Below are 14,858 nucleotides of genomic sequence, written 5' to 3'. Positions count from 1 at the left end.
TTCTTCCCTCGATTATTTACCGTTGGCCGCGGCAACGACTTTCTGCGCGGCTTCTTCCATGGTGTCGGCCGAGATGATCGGCAGGCCGGATTCGGCCAGCATCTTCTTGCCCAGGTCTTCGTTGGTGCCCTTCATGCGCACGACGAGCGGCACCTTGAGGGAAACGGCCTTGGATGCGGTGATCACGCCTTCGGCGATCACATCGCAGCGCATGATGCCGCCGAAGATGTTGACCAGGATGGCTTTCAGGCCGGGGTTCTTCAGCATGATCTTGAAGGCTTCGGTGACCTTCTCGGCTGTGGCGCCGCCGCCGACGTCGAGGAAGTTGGCCGGCTCGCCGCCGAACAGCTTGATGGTGTCCATGGTGGCCATGGCCAGGCCGGCGCCGTTGACCAGGCAGCCGATGTTGCCGTCGAGGGAGATGTAGGCGAGGTCGAACTTGGATGCTTCGACTTCAGCCGGATCTTCTTCGTCGAGGTCGCGCATGGCGACGATTTCGGGCTGGCGGAACAGCGAATTGGAGTCGAAGTTGAACTTCGCGTCCAGGGCGATGACCTTGCCGTCGCCGGTCAGGATCAGCGGGTTGATTTCAGCCAGCGACGAATCGGTTTCCCAGTAAGCCTTGTAGAGGCCCTGCAGCTGCTTGCGTGCGTCGGCGATGGAGCCGGACGGCACGCCGATCTTGGCGGAGATGGAATCCGCATCGGCATCGGTCAGGCCGGTTGCCGGGTCGATCACGACCTTGTGAATCAGTTCAGGATGCTTTTCCGCGACTTCTTCGATATCCATGCCGCCTTCGCTGGACGCCATCAGGACAACGCGCTGGCTGACACGGTCGGTGACCATGGAGACATACAGCTCCTTCTTGATGTCGGCGCCTTCTTCGATCAGCAGGCGGCGCACCTTCTGGCCGTCAGGACCGGTCTGGTGCGTGACGAGCTGCATGCCCATGATGGCGTCAGCGTATTCCTTGACCTGGTCGAGCGACTTGGCAACCTTGACGCCGCCGCCCTTGCCACGGCCGCCCGCATGGATTTGTGCCTTGACGACCCACACCGGGCCTCCCAGGGTTTCGGCCGCCTTGACCGCTTCTTCTACGGAAAAGCACGGGATACCGCGCGGAACCGTCACTCCGTACTTACGGAGGATTTCTTTGCCCTGATACTCATGGATTTTCATGCGAGCTTCCCTTCAGACGCTTAGTAAAAAATGAAACTTGTGGATTAACTGGGTTCGGTTGTGGCTTCCGACTTTACCGCCCAGCGCGGATAGAATCGTGCGACTGCCCCGCCGTCGGTGCGCAAGGCATGGCAGCGGTCGAGTTGAAATGGTTTTTGTTGCTGATCATCCGCCTGATCGCCGTCGCGGGTGTCAATGACATCGCCGGCGAACGCCTGAACCGCGGCGGTCGGGAGGACTTGCGCGAGTTCGGTCAGATGGGTGCAGCCCTGGATGCCGGCCATGCGCTGCCTGACGCCGTCACGGAAGCCCTTGAGCAGGTTGAGGCCGACCAGCTTGCTGTAGTCGGGCCCGATCGTGTCGCAGTAGCCGGGGTATGGCACCGCGTCGGATACGGCTTCGGCGTTGACCACGTTAAGCTGCAGATCGATGGTCAGGCGCAGCGACAGGTCGTGGATGGGCGCGCCGGCCGGGCGCACGCCAGAAGCGAGCTTGCTGTCACGGGTTTTGGTATCGGTGATGCGCGCGTCGATGTCCCACAGCCCATCATCGCGTGCGAACGCTTCGATATGGATTGCGCGGGTGTGCCTCAAGGCACGGCGTGATGACGGCGGAGATAAGGGCATAACAACCAATGCCTGTGAAGCGGCGAAAATATGCCGCATTTGCGTGTCGCTGCCGCAGTTTCTACGGCAACAGCCGCTCATGCGGCGCTGCAAAAACCCCGAGAGTGTAGCACAGGTCCGGATTACATAGCCAACTTGAAATTTCCGAAATGAAAGTTAGCCGCAGTTATCAATAAATTACCGCACTTTAACGGTGCACTCACGTATAGTATTCACAGGGCGAATATCGTGAGCTTCGTTTTATCTATAACTTAGCTTGCAGCCTGGATGAACAGGGACGGCGCCGCAACGATTCAATCTTCGTCGGTCTCGGCCGCGCGCATCGCGGCACGGATGGCGGAGTGGGAGAAGCCTCGCTGCTGGAGAAAGCGCATTTGCTTGGCGCGCTCGGCCGCATCGGCAGGCGCCTGGCGAAAACGCTTCGACCAGACTTCTTTTGCACGGGCGGCTTCGTCCTGGACGAGGTTGGTCTTGATCTCGCTGATTGCAGCGGCATCGATGCCATGGCTCTGCAGCTCGGATAGTATCCGGGAATTGCCGAAACGCGAGGCGCGGCGGTGAACCAGAGATTCCGAGAAACGGGATTGGGAAAGGAATTTGGAGGATTCCAGCCAGTCGAGCAACGCTTCCACATCGTCGCCCTCCTGCGCATGACGGGACAGCTTGCGTCCCAGTTCGAGACGGCTATGTTCCCGCGAAGAGAGATACTTCAGAGCCCGCGCCTTCAGGCTCAATTGAGGCTTTGCCATGATGGATCAGAATGAGGATTGCACCGGTCTGCTGCACTGCAAGTCGTGTCGTACTGTCACCGGAATGTCATTGCAATGCAGGCAACACCCTGGAACATCGCCGGACCTGGCGGCTCGCGATCCGCTCAAGCCAGACAACGATCGAAGAACACCTTGCCGACATCATGACCTTTGACGGTTTCCATCGGCTTCGGCGCTCCATTGCATCTTCAAACTGCGGCGCGGGCTCTCTCACGCGAAGTAACCACATTGAAGAAAAAGGCAGAAGCAATACCTGATCGCTTCTGCCCTGGTCCGTTTTACTCTTCCGCGGCCTGCGCAGCTACCGAAGAACCTGCGCTTGCGGGCGGCAGTTCCGGCACGCCGAGCGAGGCACGCACCTTGTTTTCGATTTCACGCGACAGTTCAGGATGCTCGCGCAGGTAGGTACGGGCATTGTCCTTGCCCTGACCGATGCGTTCGCCGTTGTAGCTGTACCATGCGCCCGATTTTTCGACGATCTTGGCTTCGGCGCCCAAGTCCAGGATTTCGCCTTCACGGGAAGTGCCTTCGCCATACAGGATATCGAAATGCGCTTCCCTGAATGGAGGAGCAACCTTGTTCTTGACAACCTTGACCTTGGTCTCGTTGCCGATCACTTCGTCACCCGACTTGATCGAGCCGGTACGGCGGATATCCAGGCGAACCGATGCATAGAACTTCAGTGCATTGCCGCCGGTGGTGGTTTCCGGATTGCCGAACATGACACCGATCTTCATGCGAATCTGGTTAATGAAGATGACCAGCGTATTCGTACGGTTGATGCTGCCGGTCAGCTTGCGCAGTGCCTGGGACATCAGGCGGGCCTGCAGACCCGGCAGGGAGTCGCCCATATCGCCTTCGATCTCGGCGCGCGGTGTGAGAGCTGCCACGGAGTCGACCACAACCAGGTCAACGCTGCCCGAGCGTACCAGCGCATCGCAGATTTCCAGCGCCTGCTCACCCGTGTCCGGCTGGGAAATGAGCAATTCGGACAGGTTGACGCCGAGTTTCTGAGCGTAGACCACGTCGAGCGCATGTTCCGCATCAATAAAGGCGCAGGTGCCGCCCAGTTTCTGCATTTCTGCAATAGCTTGCAGTGTCAGTGTCGTTTTGCCGGAAGATTCCGGTCCGTAGATTTCGACCACGCGACCCCGCGGCAAGCCGCCAACGCCAAGCGCGATGTCCAGACCGAGAGAACCCGTCGAAACAACCTGCACTTCCTCGGCGACCGCGCCATCGACCATGCGCATGACGGAGCCCTTGCCGAACTGCTTTTCAATTTGCGCCAGCGCCGCGGCGAGTGCCTTGCTCTTTTCCGGGTTTTGCGCTGTTTTCTTGTCGTCCATAACTGTATTCTTTCGACGGTTAAGTATTCAAATGGAGCTGAATGAGCTGAGTCTCTTATCTGGAGGCGGCCTTCAATGTCACAAGACGTACTGTATAAAAAAACAGTGATTGGCGCAAGCACCAAATTTCACCGATTTTCATCTGGTGCAAAGTTGACTACTATGAATATCAGTGTACCGTCACATGCCCCTTGAAGCGCCTTGATGGTATTAACGAAAAGCAATAGACTTGTCCTACTCTGATTGCCGGTCCTGACCATGCGCATCCTGCTTGCCGAAGACGATAGTGTACTTGCCGACGGGCTCACCCGCTCCCTGCGCCAGTCCGGTTATGCGACCGACTGCGTCAAGAATGGACAGGAAGCCGATTCGGCGCTGTCCACCCAGGATTTCGACCTGCTGATACTCGACCTCGGCCTGCCCAAGATGCCCGGTCTTGAAGTCCTGCGGCGGCTGCGGGCCCGCAATTCCCGGCTGCCGGTGCTCATCCTGACGGCCGGCGATTCGATCGAGCAGCGCGTCAAGGGGCTCGACCTGGGTGCGGACGATTTCATGGCCAAGCCTTTCGCCCTGTCCGAACTGGAAGCGCGGGTGCGCGCACTGACGCGGCGCGGCGCGGGGGGCGGACCTACCGTCATCAAGCATGGGCCCCTGTCTTATGACCAGGTTGGCCGCATCGCCTACATGAACGAGCAGATGCTCGACCTGTCAGCCAGGGAACTGGGCCTGCTGGAAGTCCTGCTGCAGCGAACCGGCCGCCTTGTGTCGAAAGAGCAGCTCGTCGACCATTTGTGCGAATGGGGCGAGGAGGTCAGCAACAACGCCATCGAAGTCTACGTGCATCGCCTGCGCAAGAAAATCGAGGTTGGCGGCGTGCGGATCGCCACCGTTCGCGGACTGGGCTACTGCCTGGAAAAATTCTCCGATGCCGCTCATCACGCCACGCCGCCCAACTGAAGTTTCCCATGAATGAAGCACGTCATGCAGATGCCGATGGCAAGGAAAGTCCTGCCGCGACATCGTCCAACCTGTATGACCAGGTGGCCACCCAGCCCGAAGAGCGCATCCAGCGTTCGCTGTTCGGCGAAATTCTCGACTGGATGCTGGTGCCCCTGCTGCTGCTGTGGCCGATGAGCATAGCGATTACGTATCTGGTCGCGAAATCGATCGCCAACCATCCCTTCGACCGCGCGCTCGACGACAACGTCATCGTCCTGGCGCAGCAGGTCAAGGAAGTCAACGGCAAGGTCGTCGCGCCGCTGTCCGGAGCGGCAAGGGATATCCTGCGCGCCGATGATATCGACAACATCTTCTTCCAGATCATCGGCCCCGGCGGAGAGCTGATCGACGGCGACCGGGAGCTGCCGCTGCCGGTCGACGAGGAAAAGCCGGTGTCGGGCTCAGTCCAGTTCCGCAACGATACGATGCGCGGCACGGATGTGCGGGTCGCGTATGTCTACGTCGACTTGCGCCGGACGCGCACGCCCCCGAACGGCAAGAGAGAGCCGATGGTCGCCCTGATCCAGGTCGCGGAAACGCTGGACAAGCGGGCGTTTCTGGCCAATGAAATCATCAAGGGGGTGATCCTGCCGCAGTTCATCATCCTGCCGATCGCCCTGGCGCTGGTCTGGTTCGCCCTCTCGCGCGGACTGTCGCCGCTGGCAGAATTGCAGCAGCGCATCCGCGCCAGGCGGTCCGACGACCTGAGCCCGATCGATTCCGGCCAGGTGCCGGAGGAAATTTCCCCTCTTGTGCGCTCGCTCAACGAGATGCTGGAACGGCTGTCGCAGAGCATCCAGATGCAAAAGCGCTTCATCGCCGATGCGGCGCATCAGATGAAGACCCCGCTGGCCGGCATGCGCATGCAGTCCGAGCTGGCCTTGCGGGAAGAGCGGCCGGAGGAAATCCATCGCTCGCTGGAACAATTGTCGAAAAGCTCGGAAACGGCGACGCGCCTGGTCAACCAGCTGCTGTCGCTGGCCCGCGCGGAAAACCAGAACCCCGAGTCCGGCTCGTTCGTGCCGGTGGAACTGTCGGAACTGGCGCGCAACGTGGTGCACGACTGGGTGCAGCAATCCTTTGCGCACCGCATCGATCTCGGTTTCGAGCAGCCGGGACATCCGATCATGGTCAGGGGCAATCCCATCATGCTGCGCGAGATGCTGACCAACCTGATCGACAATGCGCTGCGCTACACGCCGGCGGGCGGCAGCGTCACCGTGCGGGTGCGGGCGAACGCCGCGGAAGAAGAGGCGATCCTGGAAGTGGAAGATACCGGTCCCGGCATTCCGCCCGCCGAGCGTGCCCATGTGTTCGAGCGCTTCTACCGCATTCTCGGCAGCAATGTGGAAGGAAGCGGACTTGGCCTGGCCATCGTGCGCGAAATCACCCAGCAGCATAACGCCATCGTCGATATCTTCAACAATCCCCACTCCCATGATCCGAAACATCCCGGCTGTCTGTTCCGCGTCACCATGCGCATGGAACAGCGTCCCGAATTCATCGAGGACATAGGCTGATGAGTGCCGAAAAAATCCTTCACAAACGCGCACTTTACTGGCGTCGCACGCGCCGCCTGACGGCCGTACTGGTCTCTGCCTGGTTCCTGACGACCTTCGTCTTCATCTTTTTCGCCCGTGAATTTTCCGCGCTGACCATCCTCGGCTGGCCGGTTTCGTTCTACATGGCGGGACAGGGCCTGACCGTACTCTACCTCCTGATCATTGCCGTCTACGTCCGGCGCATGGGCAAGCTCGACCGGCTGCTGGAAAATGAGATCCGCGATGCCGCATAACGGATTCTTCCATCGGTTGATCCGTTACTACGGCTGGTACACACTGGGCTTTGTCGCCTTCCTGGCCGCATTGTCGATCCTGGAAAAGGAAGGCTTCCCGCGCGCATGGATCGGCTACATGTTCATGTTTTCGACCATCGTGCTGTATGCGGGCATCGGCGTGCTCAGCCGCACTTCGGATGTCTCCGAATACTATGTCGCCGGCCGCCGCGTGCCGCCATTGTTCAACGGCATGGCGACCGCCGCGGACTGGATGTCGGCGGCCAGTTTCATCAGCCTTGCCGGCGGACTGTACGTGCTGGGATTCGACGGCCTTGCCTATATCCTCGGCTGGACCGGCGGCTTCTGTCTTGTCGCCCTGCTGATCGCGCCGTATCTCAACAAGTTCGGCCAGTACACGATTCCCGATTTCCTTGCCGTCCGCTATTCCGGCCGCAACAACGGCAGCCTGGTCCGCGTGTTTGGCGTGATCGCGACCGTGCTGGTGTCGTTCACCTACGTGGTTGCGCAGATCTACGGCGTCGGCCTGATCACCTCGCGCTTCACCGGCGTCGATTTCTCGGTCGGCATCTTCCTCGGCCTGGCCAGCATCCTGGTCTGCTCCTTCCTCGGTGGCATGCGCGCCATCACCTGGACCCAGGTGGCGCAGTACATCATCATGATCATCGCCTACATGATCCCCGTGGTCTGGCTGTCGGCAAAACATACCAGCGTTCCGATTCCCCAGGTGGCCTATGGCTCGGCGCTGGCGAAACTGAGCGAAAGGGAAAAGGAGCTGAATCTCGATGCGGGAGAACAGCAGGTCCGGACGATTTTTCTGGAACGCGCAAGGCAATACGAGGAAAAACTCAAGGCCCTGCCCAAGTCATGGGAAGAAGGCCTGCAGGACGCCCAATGGCATGTCGACAATCTCAAGCGCAGCAACGCCTCGCTCATCGAGATCAAGGCGGCCGGACGCGCGCTCGCCAATTATCCGAAAGATCCCTCAGAAGCCAGCCGGAAGTGGACGGAGGCGCGCGCCTACAACCTGGCCAGGGCGGAACCCATCGTAGCGCATGAAGAGCCGTTTCCGGGCAAGACCAAGGAAGCTTCCGACAACAAGCGCAATAATTTCCTTGCCCTGGTGCTGTGCCTGATGATGGGCACGGCGGCGCTGCCGCATATTCTCGTGCGGTTTTATACAACGCCCACGGTGAAGGCGGCGCGCCGTTCGGTATTCTGGTCGCTGTTCTTCATCATGCTGCTGTACATCACCGTGCCCGCGCTGGCGGTGCTGGTGAAGTACGACATCTACAGCTCGCTCGTCGGCACTTCCTTTTCGAAGCTGCCGGCGTGGGTGTCGTACTGGGCCAGCATTGACAAGATCAATCCGCTGGTCATGATCACCGACATGAACCGCGACGGCATCGTGCAGCTGGCGGAGATCGTCATGGATGGCGACATCGTCGTGCTTGCCACGCCGGAAATCGCCGGCCTGCCCTATGTCATCTCCGGCCTGATCGCCGCCGGCGGCCTGGCGGCGGCGCTGTCAACGGCCGACGGCCTGCTGCTGACCATTTCCAACGCCCTGTCGCACGACATCTATTACAAGACGGTCGATCCGAAGGCGTCCAGCCAGAAACGGGTAACGATCTCCAAGCTGCTGCTGCTGGTGGTGGCGCTGGTGGCAGCCTATGCCGCCTCGCTCAAGCCCGGCGACATCCTGTCGATGGTGGGCGCGGCTTTCTCCCTGGCGTCATCGGCCCTCTTTCCCGCCCTCGTACTGGGCGTTTTCTGGAAACGTGCGAACCAGCAAGGTGCAATCGCCGGCATGCTGACCGGTTTTACCATCTGCGTGTATTACATGGTCCGCACTTACCCTGCGCTCGGCGGCTCGGCAGCCAACCAGTGGTTCGGCATCGCGCCGATCTCCGCGGGCGTCTTCGGGGTGCCTGCCGGATTCGCCGTCATCGCGCTGGTCAGCCTGCTGACACGGGCACCGGATCAGCGCACCAGCGCTCTGGTCGACCACATCCGCACGCCCTGAAACCGTGCCGGCATTCCCGCTGGCACGGTTCTGGCATCAAGCATGACGAAGCGCAGCGAGCGGACAGCTCCATTGCGCTAAGCTTCAGCTGTTTCCCTTAATTGAATTTGCAAACAGAGCAGGCCATGCCCAATTTTTTCAATGAGATGTATTCGGACGGATCAGCGCAGGTGCGGGAACACTATCGCGAACTGAAGGCGTGGCTGAACGAGCAGACCCCGGATACCGTCGCGGCCAAGCGCGGCGAAGCGGACCTGATCTTCCGCCGGGTGGGCATCACCTTCGCCGTCTACGGCAACGACGCCGGCACCGAGCGCCTGATTCCCTTCGACATCATTCCCCGCATCATCCCGGCGGCCGAATGGAACACGCTGGAAACCGGACTGGTGCAGCGGGTGAAGGCGCTGAACATGTTCATTCACGACATCTACCATGACCAGAACATCGTCAAGGCGGGTGTCATTCCGGCCGACCAGCTGTTCAGGAACGCGCAATACCGGCCCGAGATGCAGGGCATTTCCGTCGCCTCCGATATCTATGCGCATATCGCCGGCATCGACATCGTGCGCGCCGGCGAAGGCGAGTTCTACGTCCTGGAAGACAATCTGCGGGTGCCGTCCGGCGTGTCTTACATGCTGGAAGACCGCAAGATGATGATGCGCCTGTTCCCCGAGCTGTTCTCGCGTTACAAGGTCGCCCCGGTCGCCCATTATCCCGACATGCTGCTCGACAATCTGCGCTCGGTGGCGCCGGTCGGCGTCATCAATCCGACCGTGGTGGTCATGACGCCGGGCATGTACAACTCGGCTTACTTCGAACATGCCTTCCTGGCCCAGCAGATGGGCGTGGAGCTGGTCGAGGGCAAGGACATGTTCGTCGATGACAATGCGGTGTTCATGCGCACCACGCGGGGACCGAAACGGGTCGACGTGATTTACCGCCGCATCGACGACGACTTCCTCGATCCGCTGGCATTCCGGCCGGACTCCTCGCTCGGCGTGCCGGGCCTGCTGTCCGTCTACCGCGCCGGCCGGGTCACGCTCGCCAATGCGATCGGCACCGGAGTGGCCGACGACAAGTCCATCTATCCCTTCGTGCCCGAGATGATCAGGTTCTACCTGTCGGAAGAACCGATCCTGAACAATGTGCCGACCTTCCAGTGCCGCAAGAAGGAAGACCTGGAATATACCCTTGCCCACCTGTCCGAACTGGTGGTCAAGGAAGTCCACGGCGCGGGGGGCTATGGCATGCTGGTCGGGCCGGCGTCGACCAAGGCGGAAATCGAAGCCTTCCGTGAACGCGTCATCGCCAGGCCCGACGGCTACATTGCCCAGCCCACGCTGGCGCTGTCGGCATGCCCGACGTATGTAGAGTCGGGCGTGGCGCCCCGCCATATCGACCTGCGGCCTTTTGTCCTGTCGGGCAAGACGATATCCATGGTCAAGGGAGGCCTGACGCGCGTGGCGCTCAAGGAAGGCTCGCTGGTGGTGAATTCGTCGCAAGGCGGCGGCACCAAGGACACCTGGGTTTTGGAGAAATAAGATGCTGAGCCGTACTGCCGATCACCTGTTCTGGATGGCCCGCTATACCGAGCGGGCCGAAAATACCGCCCGCATGCTGGACGTCAATGTACAAACCGCGCTGATGCCGCAGTCCGCGCATGCCGCCGAACAGAACTGGCGGGCGATGCTGGGCATTTCCGAATTGATGCAGGCCTTCGATGACAAGTATGGCCTGCTGACCGCCAGGGATGTGCTCGACTTCATGGTGCGAGATCCGGACAATCCTTCGTCCATCGTGTCGTGCCTGACGCAGGCGCGGGAAAACGCGCGCGCCGTGCGCGGCACGCTGACCACCGAAGTGTGGGAAACGCAGAATGCGACCTACCTGGAACTGCAGAACAAGCTGCGCAGCCGTCTTCTCGAACGCGATCCCAGCCAGTTCTTCGAATGGGTCAAGTACCGCTCCCATCTGTCCCGCGGCGTCACCATCGGCACCATGCTCAAGGACGAGGCGTTCTACTTCATCCGCCTCGGCACCTTCCTTGAACGCGCCGACAACACCGCGCGCATCCTGGATGTGAAGTTTCACGGCACGGCCCTGAATGCGGACGCCAGTGAACCACCCGAGGAAGAATCGCGCCGCGATTTCTACTACTGGGCGGCGATTCTGCGTTCGGTATCGGCATTCGAGATCTACCGGAAAGTGTATCGGGACGTCATCACGCCGGAACGGGTGGCCGAGCTGCTGATGCTGCGCGGCGACATGCCCCGCTCGCTGCTCGCCTGCCTGGAAGAGGTGGTCAATAACCTGCAGCATGTGCGCAACGATGTCTCCGCCAACACGGAACGCTTTGCCGGCCGGCTGCATTCCGAGCTGAAGTTCGGGGACATCCATGAAATCCTGAAGGACGGCCTGCATGATTACCTGACCCAGTTTCTCGAACGTATCTATGAACTGGGCAATCGTGTCAGCCGCGACTTTCTCGTTCCGCTGGCGGCATGACCATGACACTCTCCATCCGCCACGAAACGGTGTACCACTACACCGCACCGCAAAGCTACACCATCCAGCAGCTGCGCCTGTCGCCGCGTATCGAGCCCCATCAGCAGGTGCGCTCATGGTCCATCTCCACGACCGGACGGCGCCATGGCTTCACCGACGCCTTCGGCAATCCCTGCCACATGCTGACCATCACGGGACAGCACGACGAGGTGCGGATCGTCGCGGAAGGCATCGTCGATGTCGCGCCGCTCGACCGTGGGCGGCTGCCGGACGCCTCCGGTTTTTCGCCGCTGGTATTCACCGTGCCGACACGGCTGACCGAAGCCGACGAGGCCGTCGCGGAATTCGCCCGGAGCTTTCTGCCGCAGCGCGCCGACGGCGGCCAGCTGCTTGCCTTTGCCGACGCCATCCGCGACAAGGTGACCTATCAGAGCGGCGCCACGGTGGTCACGTCGACGGGAGCCGAGGCGCTCAAGCTCGGCCGGGGGGTATGCCAGGATTATGCCCATCTCTTCCTCGCCTGCTGCCATGTGCAAGGCATACCGGCGCGCTATGTCTCGGGCTACATCGATCCGGGCAACACCAGCCATGCGGAAAGCCACGCCTGGGTGGACGTGTGGGTCGAGGAAAGCGGCTACGCGGGCTGGTGCAGCATCGATATCACGCATGCGCGCTATGCCGATGCATCGCTGTGCCGGCTTGCGATCGGGCGCGACTACGATTCCGCGGCGCCCATCCGCGGAGTACGCCGCGGGGGCGGCACCGAAACCCTGGATGTCAGGGTCGACATCGTAATGAATTGACAATCCTGTTGCATGCCGGCAAAAGATGTGGCGCGGGGCACCGATTCGGACAGAAGCACAGGGGCATCCTGTAAAATCCCGATTTTGCATTCCCGCTTGCAACCATGACTTATTGCGTCGCCATACGCCTCGATTCGGGGCTGGTGTTCCTGTCCGACTCGCGCACCAACGCCGGGGTCGACCAGGTGAGCACCTTCCGCAAAATGACGGTGTTCGAGAATCCCGGCGACCGCATGATGGTCCTGATGAGCGCCGGCAACCTGTCGATTTCCCAATCAGTGCGCCAGATGCTGAGCCATCCGGCGGCGACCGGCGGCAGGAGCATCTGGACGGCCAGCAGCATGGATGAAGCGGCGCAGATCGTCGGCGAAGCGGTGCGGGCCGTCTATGAACGGGATGCGCGGTCGCTGCGCGAATTCGGCATCGATTTCAATGTCAGCCTGGTGCTTGGCGGCCAGATCAACGGCGAGCGCTGCCGGCTGTTCCAGATTTATTCGGCCGGCAATTTCATCGAGGCGCAGAACGAAGCATCCTATTTCCAGATTGGCGAAGCCAAGTACGGCAAGCCGATCATCGACCGCGTCATCACGCCCGCGACCAGCCTCGACGAAGCGGCCAAATGCGCGCTGATTTCCATGGATTCGACCCTGAAGTCCAATGTTTCGGTCGGCCTCCCCCTCGACCTGCTCATCTATGAAAAGGATTCGCTGGCCGTCACGCGCTTCGTCACGATCGACGAAAAGAATCAGTATTTCCAGATGATCCGCGATACCTGGGGCCAGCAGTTGAAGAGGGTGTTCGAGAGCATCGACGACCCGGTATGGAATGCGGCGCCGGATGCCCAGGCCAATGTGCTGTCCACCACCGCGGTACGCAACCAGCCGGTGCGCGTCCCGCCGCCGCAGAGTGTCGCCAATACCGATGTGCACCCCGCCCCGCTCCAGAGCCTGGCCCAGCAGAACCGGTCGCGGCAGCAGCATTGATCGGCGGTGAAAGGCTGACGCCACTCGCTGTCCGCAGTGTCGGGATCGGTTTGACCTTGACCGGCCTGGTCGAGGGCCTGTTCACACTTCACACTTGATTCGGGAGATGCGTTCGCACCATAACGCGTGTTGGCGGTGACGCGTGGCGGCGTTACAAGGGGACGCCAAGTCCTCCTTGTCGCAGCACCGCTACGATGCGTCGTCGTGCCTGGCCCTGCAACGTCTACGGTACCTTCGCACTCCCGAATCAAGTGTGAACAGACCCTAGGCGAAACCGCTCTAATGCGCGCGCCAGCTGACAAGAATCGGGCCGTTTGCCGAGGTCTTCGACAACTGGACAAGATCAAACGCCCTACCCGATCCATTGCGGGCCGCCCAGTCTATTCGAATCAATAAATCCTCATTGCCGTCGCGGTCAAAGTCGGCGCGAGACATAATTAAATATGTCCGCTCATCGCCTTCCGTTATTATTTTTATTCCGCCATGCGGGGCGCGGGAAGCGCGCCAGCCCTTTTGAGCGGCCCGCAAGGGAGTTTCCGCCTTCGATTCGATATTCTGGCCGCCGATGTCTACCGTCACTGTCGCTGGAAGCGTTGCCACGAACGAACCCGACAACTGCAATGGGAAGTAGCTGCGCGTCGCGTCCAGGCCCTCGGTATGGCGCCTCAATGCAAGGCAGTTCATTGTGAGGAGACGGAACAGCCCATATTGTGATTCGATGATCGCCTTCCCATCGGTATTCTCGATTTCCTGGCAACTTGAAAAATGCATCACGCCGTCAGCGCCATCCAGTTCGTAATCCAATTTTGCAGTGGCATATACAGCGGGAGGAACGTCGCTGATAAGCCCGACAAACGCTTGTTGATTGAACATGCGCTGCGGAATGGAAGGTTTGACCTGTCCTGTGGCCGCTACCGTCAGGGAGAATATCGTCAGGGCCAGTATGAGACGCCATTGGAAGCCGATCATTGCACCGCCTCTTCCCTGGCGACGGAAAGAAACAACTGCATGACATATTGGTTCCTCGCCATACTCAGCTGCGGACGGTGGGACTGTTGAGCAGCGCGCGCCCAGTCTCCAGCCATGAGGCAGGCATTCAATACCGGGAATTTGTGCGTCAGTCCGTGTGCCCCCAGATTAAAAATCAAGTCGAATAAAGCAATCTGAACGCTGTGCGGCAGCTTATCGAAATCATTCGGATAGCCTTTACTCTTCTTGTAAATGCGGCACAACTCCATATGGAACACTTCCAGGTGCTCATTCAACAATCTGTCGATATCACTGTCTTTCATAAAAAGCCTTGTGTGCTTCTTGTACCATGACGCGCTATAACCCACAGGCTGACGCATTATCATTTCATATTCGGATTGCTTCTCCTGGGTGCTGGCGACAACATTTGCACCGTTGGCCCCAAGCTTATACATCGGCAGCGGCGACATAGAGGATCTGGCGGAGACCAGATGGCCAACACCAATAGTCACTTTGCCTACGGAATCCAGATAGAGATGCTTGATACGCCCTTCGTATCTTTGAAGGCTTTTCAGGACTTCCTGCTTGATATGAGGATGCAGAGACATAGGGATTCCACGTGAATAAGAAGAACGATCCGGGTAGTTTTTCACAACCCAGTATTCGGAATCCAATATTCGAGGCCGAACCACTTGGCTTGCAATTTAAGCAATATATTATCGGCAATTGCATTCTGTGCAGAACATGTAACCGAGTTATTGCAATTGAGTCCGACTGACTTGGCCATGGCGCCTTTTTTGCACGCGGTGAATGCAGGCTGCTTTCGATCTTCCCGCAAACAAGCCGCCCAAAGAAAA

Annotated in this window: 14 protein-coding genes; 8 read left to right on the top strand and 6 right to left on the bottom strand. The window is 59.8% G+C overall.

Annotated elements, in window-relative coordinates:
• Nucleotides 1–12 precede the first annotated feature (12 nt).
• The 4 genes from sucC to recA form a co-directional block, all read right to left on the bottom strand.
• The gene (sucC, locus tag FH061_RS14790) at nt 13–1,179 is read right to left on the bottom strand and encodes an ADP-forming succinate--CoA ligase subunit beta (RefSeq protein ID WP_151636600.1); all 1,167 of its coding nucleotides are present in this window, start codon (nt 1,177–1,179) and stop codon (nt 13–15) included.
• A 44-nt stretch (nt 1,180–1,223) separates the two neighbouring features.
• A complete protein-coding gene (locus tag FH061_RS14785) occupies nt 1,224–1,805 on the bottom strand; it encodes a DUF2889 domain-containing protein (protein WP_151636599.1) in 582 nt (193 codons plus the stop codon).
• A 293-nt stretch (nt 1,806–2,098) separates the two neighbouring features.
• Entirely contained in the window at nt 2,099–2,554 is a 456-nt protein-coding gene (recX, locus tag FH061_RS14780; RefSeq protein WP_151636598.1) for a recombination regulator RecX, read from the bottom strand.
• A gap of 299 nt (nt 2,555–2,853) precedes the next feature.
• Nucleotides 2,854–3,921 carry a recombinase RecA gene (gene recA, locus FH061_RS14775; protein WP_151636597.1) on the bottom strand — a complete coding sequence of 356 codons (1,068 nt, stop codon included), beginning with the start codon at nt 3,919–3,921 and terminating at the stop codon, nt 2,854–2,856.
• 258 nt (nt 3,922–4,179) lie between these two features.
• On the opposite strand from recA, the gene FH061_RS14770 reads away from it, so the two are divergent.
• The 8 genes from FH061_RS14770 (at nt 4,180) to FH061_RS14735 (ending at nt 13,032) form a co-directional block, all read left to right on the top strand.
• Complete coding sequence (locus FH061_RS14770; protein ID WP_151636596.1) at nt 4,180–4,878, top strand: response regulator; 699 nt, start codon at nt 4,180–4,182, stop codon at nt 4,876–4,878.
• Nucleotides 4,879–4,886: 8 nt separating this feature from the next.
• A complete protein-coding gene (locus tag FH061_RS14765) occupies nt 4,887–6,440 on the top strand; it encodes a sensor histidine kinase (protein WP_151636595.1) in 1,554 nt (517 codons plus the stop codon).
• Nucleotides 6,440–6,715 carry a DUF4212 domain-containing protein gene (locus FH061_RS14760; protein ID WP_151636594.1) on the top strand — a complete coding sequence of 92 codons (276 nt, stop codon included), beginning with the start codon at nt 6,440–6,442 and terminating at the stop codon, nt 6,713–6,715. The genes FH061_RS14765 and FH061_RS14760 overlap by 1 nt, the downstream gene beginning before the upstream one ends.
• On the top strand, nt 6,705–8,741 hold the full coding sequence (locus FH061_RS14755; protein WP_151636593.1) for a sodium:solute symporter family protein: 2,037 nt from the start codon (nt 6,705–6,707) through the stop codon (nt 8,739–8,741). Before FH061_RS14760 ends, FH061_RS14755 begins: the two co-directional genes overlap by 11 nt.
• A 125-nt stretch (nt 8,742–8,866) precedes the next feature.
• Nucleotides 8,867–10,282, top strand: a complete 1,416-nt coding sequence (locus FH061_RS14750) for a circularly permuted type 2 ATP-grasp protein (protein ID WP_151636592.1) — start codon at nt 8,867–8,869, stop codon at nt 10,280–10,282.
• A gap of 1 nt (nt 10,283) precedes the next feature.
• Nucleotides 10,284–11,246 carry an alpha-E domain-containing protein gene (locus tag FH061_RS14745; RefSeq protein WP_151636591.1) on the top strand — a complete coding sequence of 321 codons (963 nt, stop codon included), beginning with the start codon at nt 10,284–10,286 and terminating at the stop codon, nt 11,244–11,246.
• A 2-nt stretch (nt 11,247–11,248) separates the two neighbouring features.
• Nucleotides 11,249–12,049: a transglutaminase family protein gene (locus tag FH061_RS14740; protein ID WP_151636590.1), complete on the top strand. Its 801-nt coding sequence runs from the start codon at nt 11,249–11,251 to the stop codon at nt 12,047–12,049.
• A gap of 104 nt (nt 12,050–12,153) precedes the next feature.
• Entirely contained in the window at nt 12,154–13,032 is an 879-nt protein-coding gene (locus FH061_RS14735) for a peptidase (protein ID WP_151636589.1), read from the top strand.
• Between the two features lie 279 nt (nt 13,033–13,311).
• Here the strand turns inward: FH061_RS14735 and FH061_RS14730 are convergent, their stop codons facing one another.
• Complete coding sequence (locus FH061_RS14730) at nt 13,312–14,001, bottom strand: hypothetical protein (RefSeq protein ID WP_151636588.1); 690 nt, start codon at nt 13,999–14,001, stop codon at nt 13,312–13,314.
• Nucleotides 13,998–14,609, bottom strand: coding sequence for a lysozyme family protein (locus FH061_RS14725; RefSeq protein ID WP_151636587.1), 612 nt, complete (start codon nt 14,607–14,609; stop codon nt 13,998–14,000). Before FH061_RS14725 ends, FH061_RS14730 begins: the two co-directional genes overlap by 4 nt.
• Nucleotides 14,610–14,858 lie beyond the last annotated feature (249 nt).

The sequence above is a fragment of the Noviherbaspirillum aerium genome (assembly GCF_008929045.1).
In the GTDB taxonomy this organism is placed as follows: Bacteria; Pseudomonadota; Gammaproteobacteria; order Burkholderiales; family Burkholderiaceae_D; genus Noviherbaspirillum; species Noviherbaspirillum aerium.
This window is presented reverse-complemented; position numbering and strand designations above follow the sequence as displayed.

What these genes read in the sequence shown, in the direction of transcription:
- FH061_RS14735 (WP_151636589.1), top strand. Translation starts at nt 12,154, where the DNA reads ATGACTTATTGCGTCGCCATACGCCTCGATTCGGGGCTGGTGTTCCTG.
- FH061_RS14740 (WP_151636590.1), top strand. Translation starts at nt 11,249, where the DNA reads ATGACACTCTCCATCCGCCACGAAACGGTGTACCACTACACCGCACCG.
- FH061_RS14770 (WP_151636596.1), top strand. Translation starts at nt 4,180, where the DNA reads ATGCGCATCCTGCTTGCCGAAGACGATAGTGTACTTGCCGACGGGCTC.
- recA (WP_151636597.1), bottom strand. Translation starts at nt 3,921, where the DNA reads ATGGACGACAAGAAAACAGCGCAAAACCCGGAAAAGAGCAAGGCACTC.
- FH061_RS14725 (WP_151636587.1), bottom strand. Translation starts at nt 14,609, where the DNA reads ATGTCTCTGCATCCTCATATCAAGCAGGAAGTCCTGAAAAGCCTTCAA.
- FH061_RS14765 (WP_151636595.1), top strand. Translation starts at nt 4,887, where the DNA reads ATGAATGAAGCACGTCATGCAGATGCCGATGGCAAGGAAAGTCCTGCC.
- FH061_RS14785 (WP_151636599.1), bottom strand. Translation starts at nt 1,805, where the DNA reads ATGCCCTTATCTCCGCCGTCATCACGCCGTGCCTTGAGGCACACCCGC.
- FH061_RS14755 (WP_151636593.1), top strand. Translation starts at nt 6,705, where the DNA reads ATGCCGCATAACGGATTCTTCCATCGGTTGATCCGTTACTACGGCTGG.
- FH061_RS14750 (WP_151636592.1), top strand. Translation starts at nt 8,867, where the DNA reads ATGCCCAATTTTTTCAATGAGATGTATTCGGACGGATCAGCGCAGGTG.
- sucC (WP_151636600.1), bottom strand. Translation starts at nt 1,179, where the DNA reads ATGAAAATCCATGAGTATCAGGGCAAAGAAATCCTCCGTAAGTACGGA.
- recX (WP_151636598.1), bottom strand. Translation starts at nt 2,554, where the DNA reads ATGGCAAAGCCTCAATTGAGCCTGAAGGCGCGGGCTCTGAAGTATCTC.
- FH061_RS14730 (WP_151636588.1), bottom strand. Translation starts at nt 14,001, where the DNA reads ATGATCGGCTTCCAATGGCGTCTCATACTGGCCCTGACGATATTCTCC.
- FH061_RS14760 (WP_151636594.1), top strand. Translation starts at nt 6,440, where the DNA reads ATGAGTGCCGAAAAAATCCTTCACAAACGCGCACTTTACTGGCGTCGC.
- FH061_RS14745 (WP_151636591.1), top strand. Translation starts at nt 10,284, where the DNA reads ATGCTGAGCCGTACTGCCGATCACCTGTTCTGGATGGCCCGCTATACC.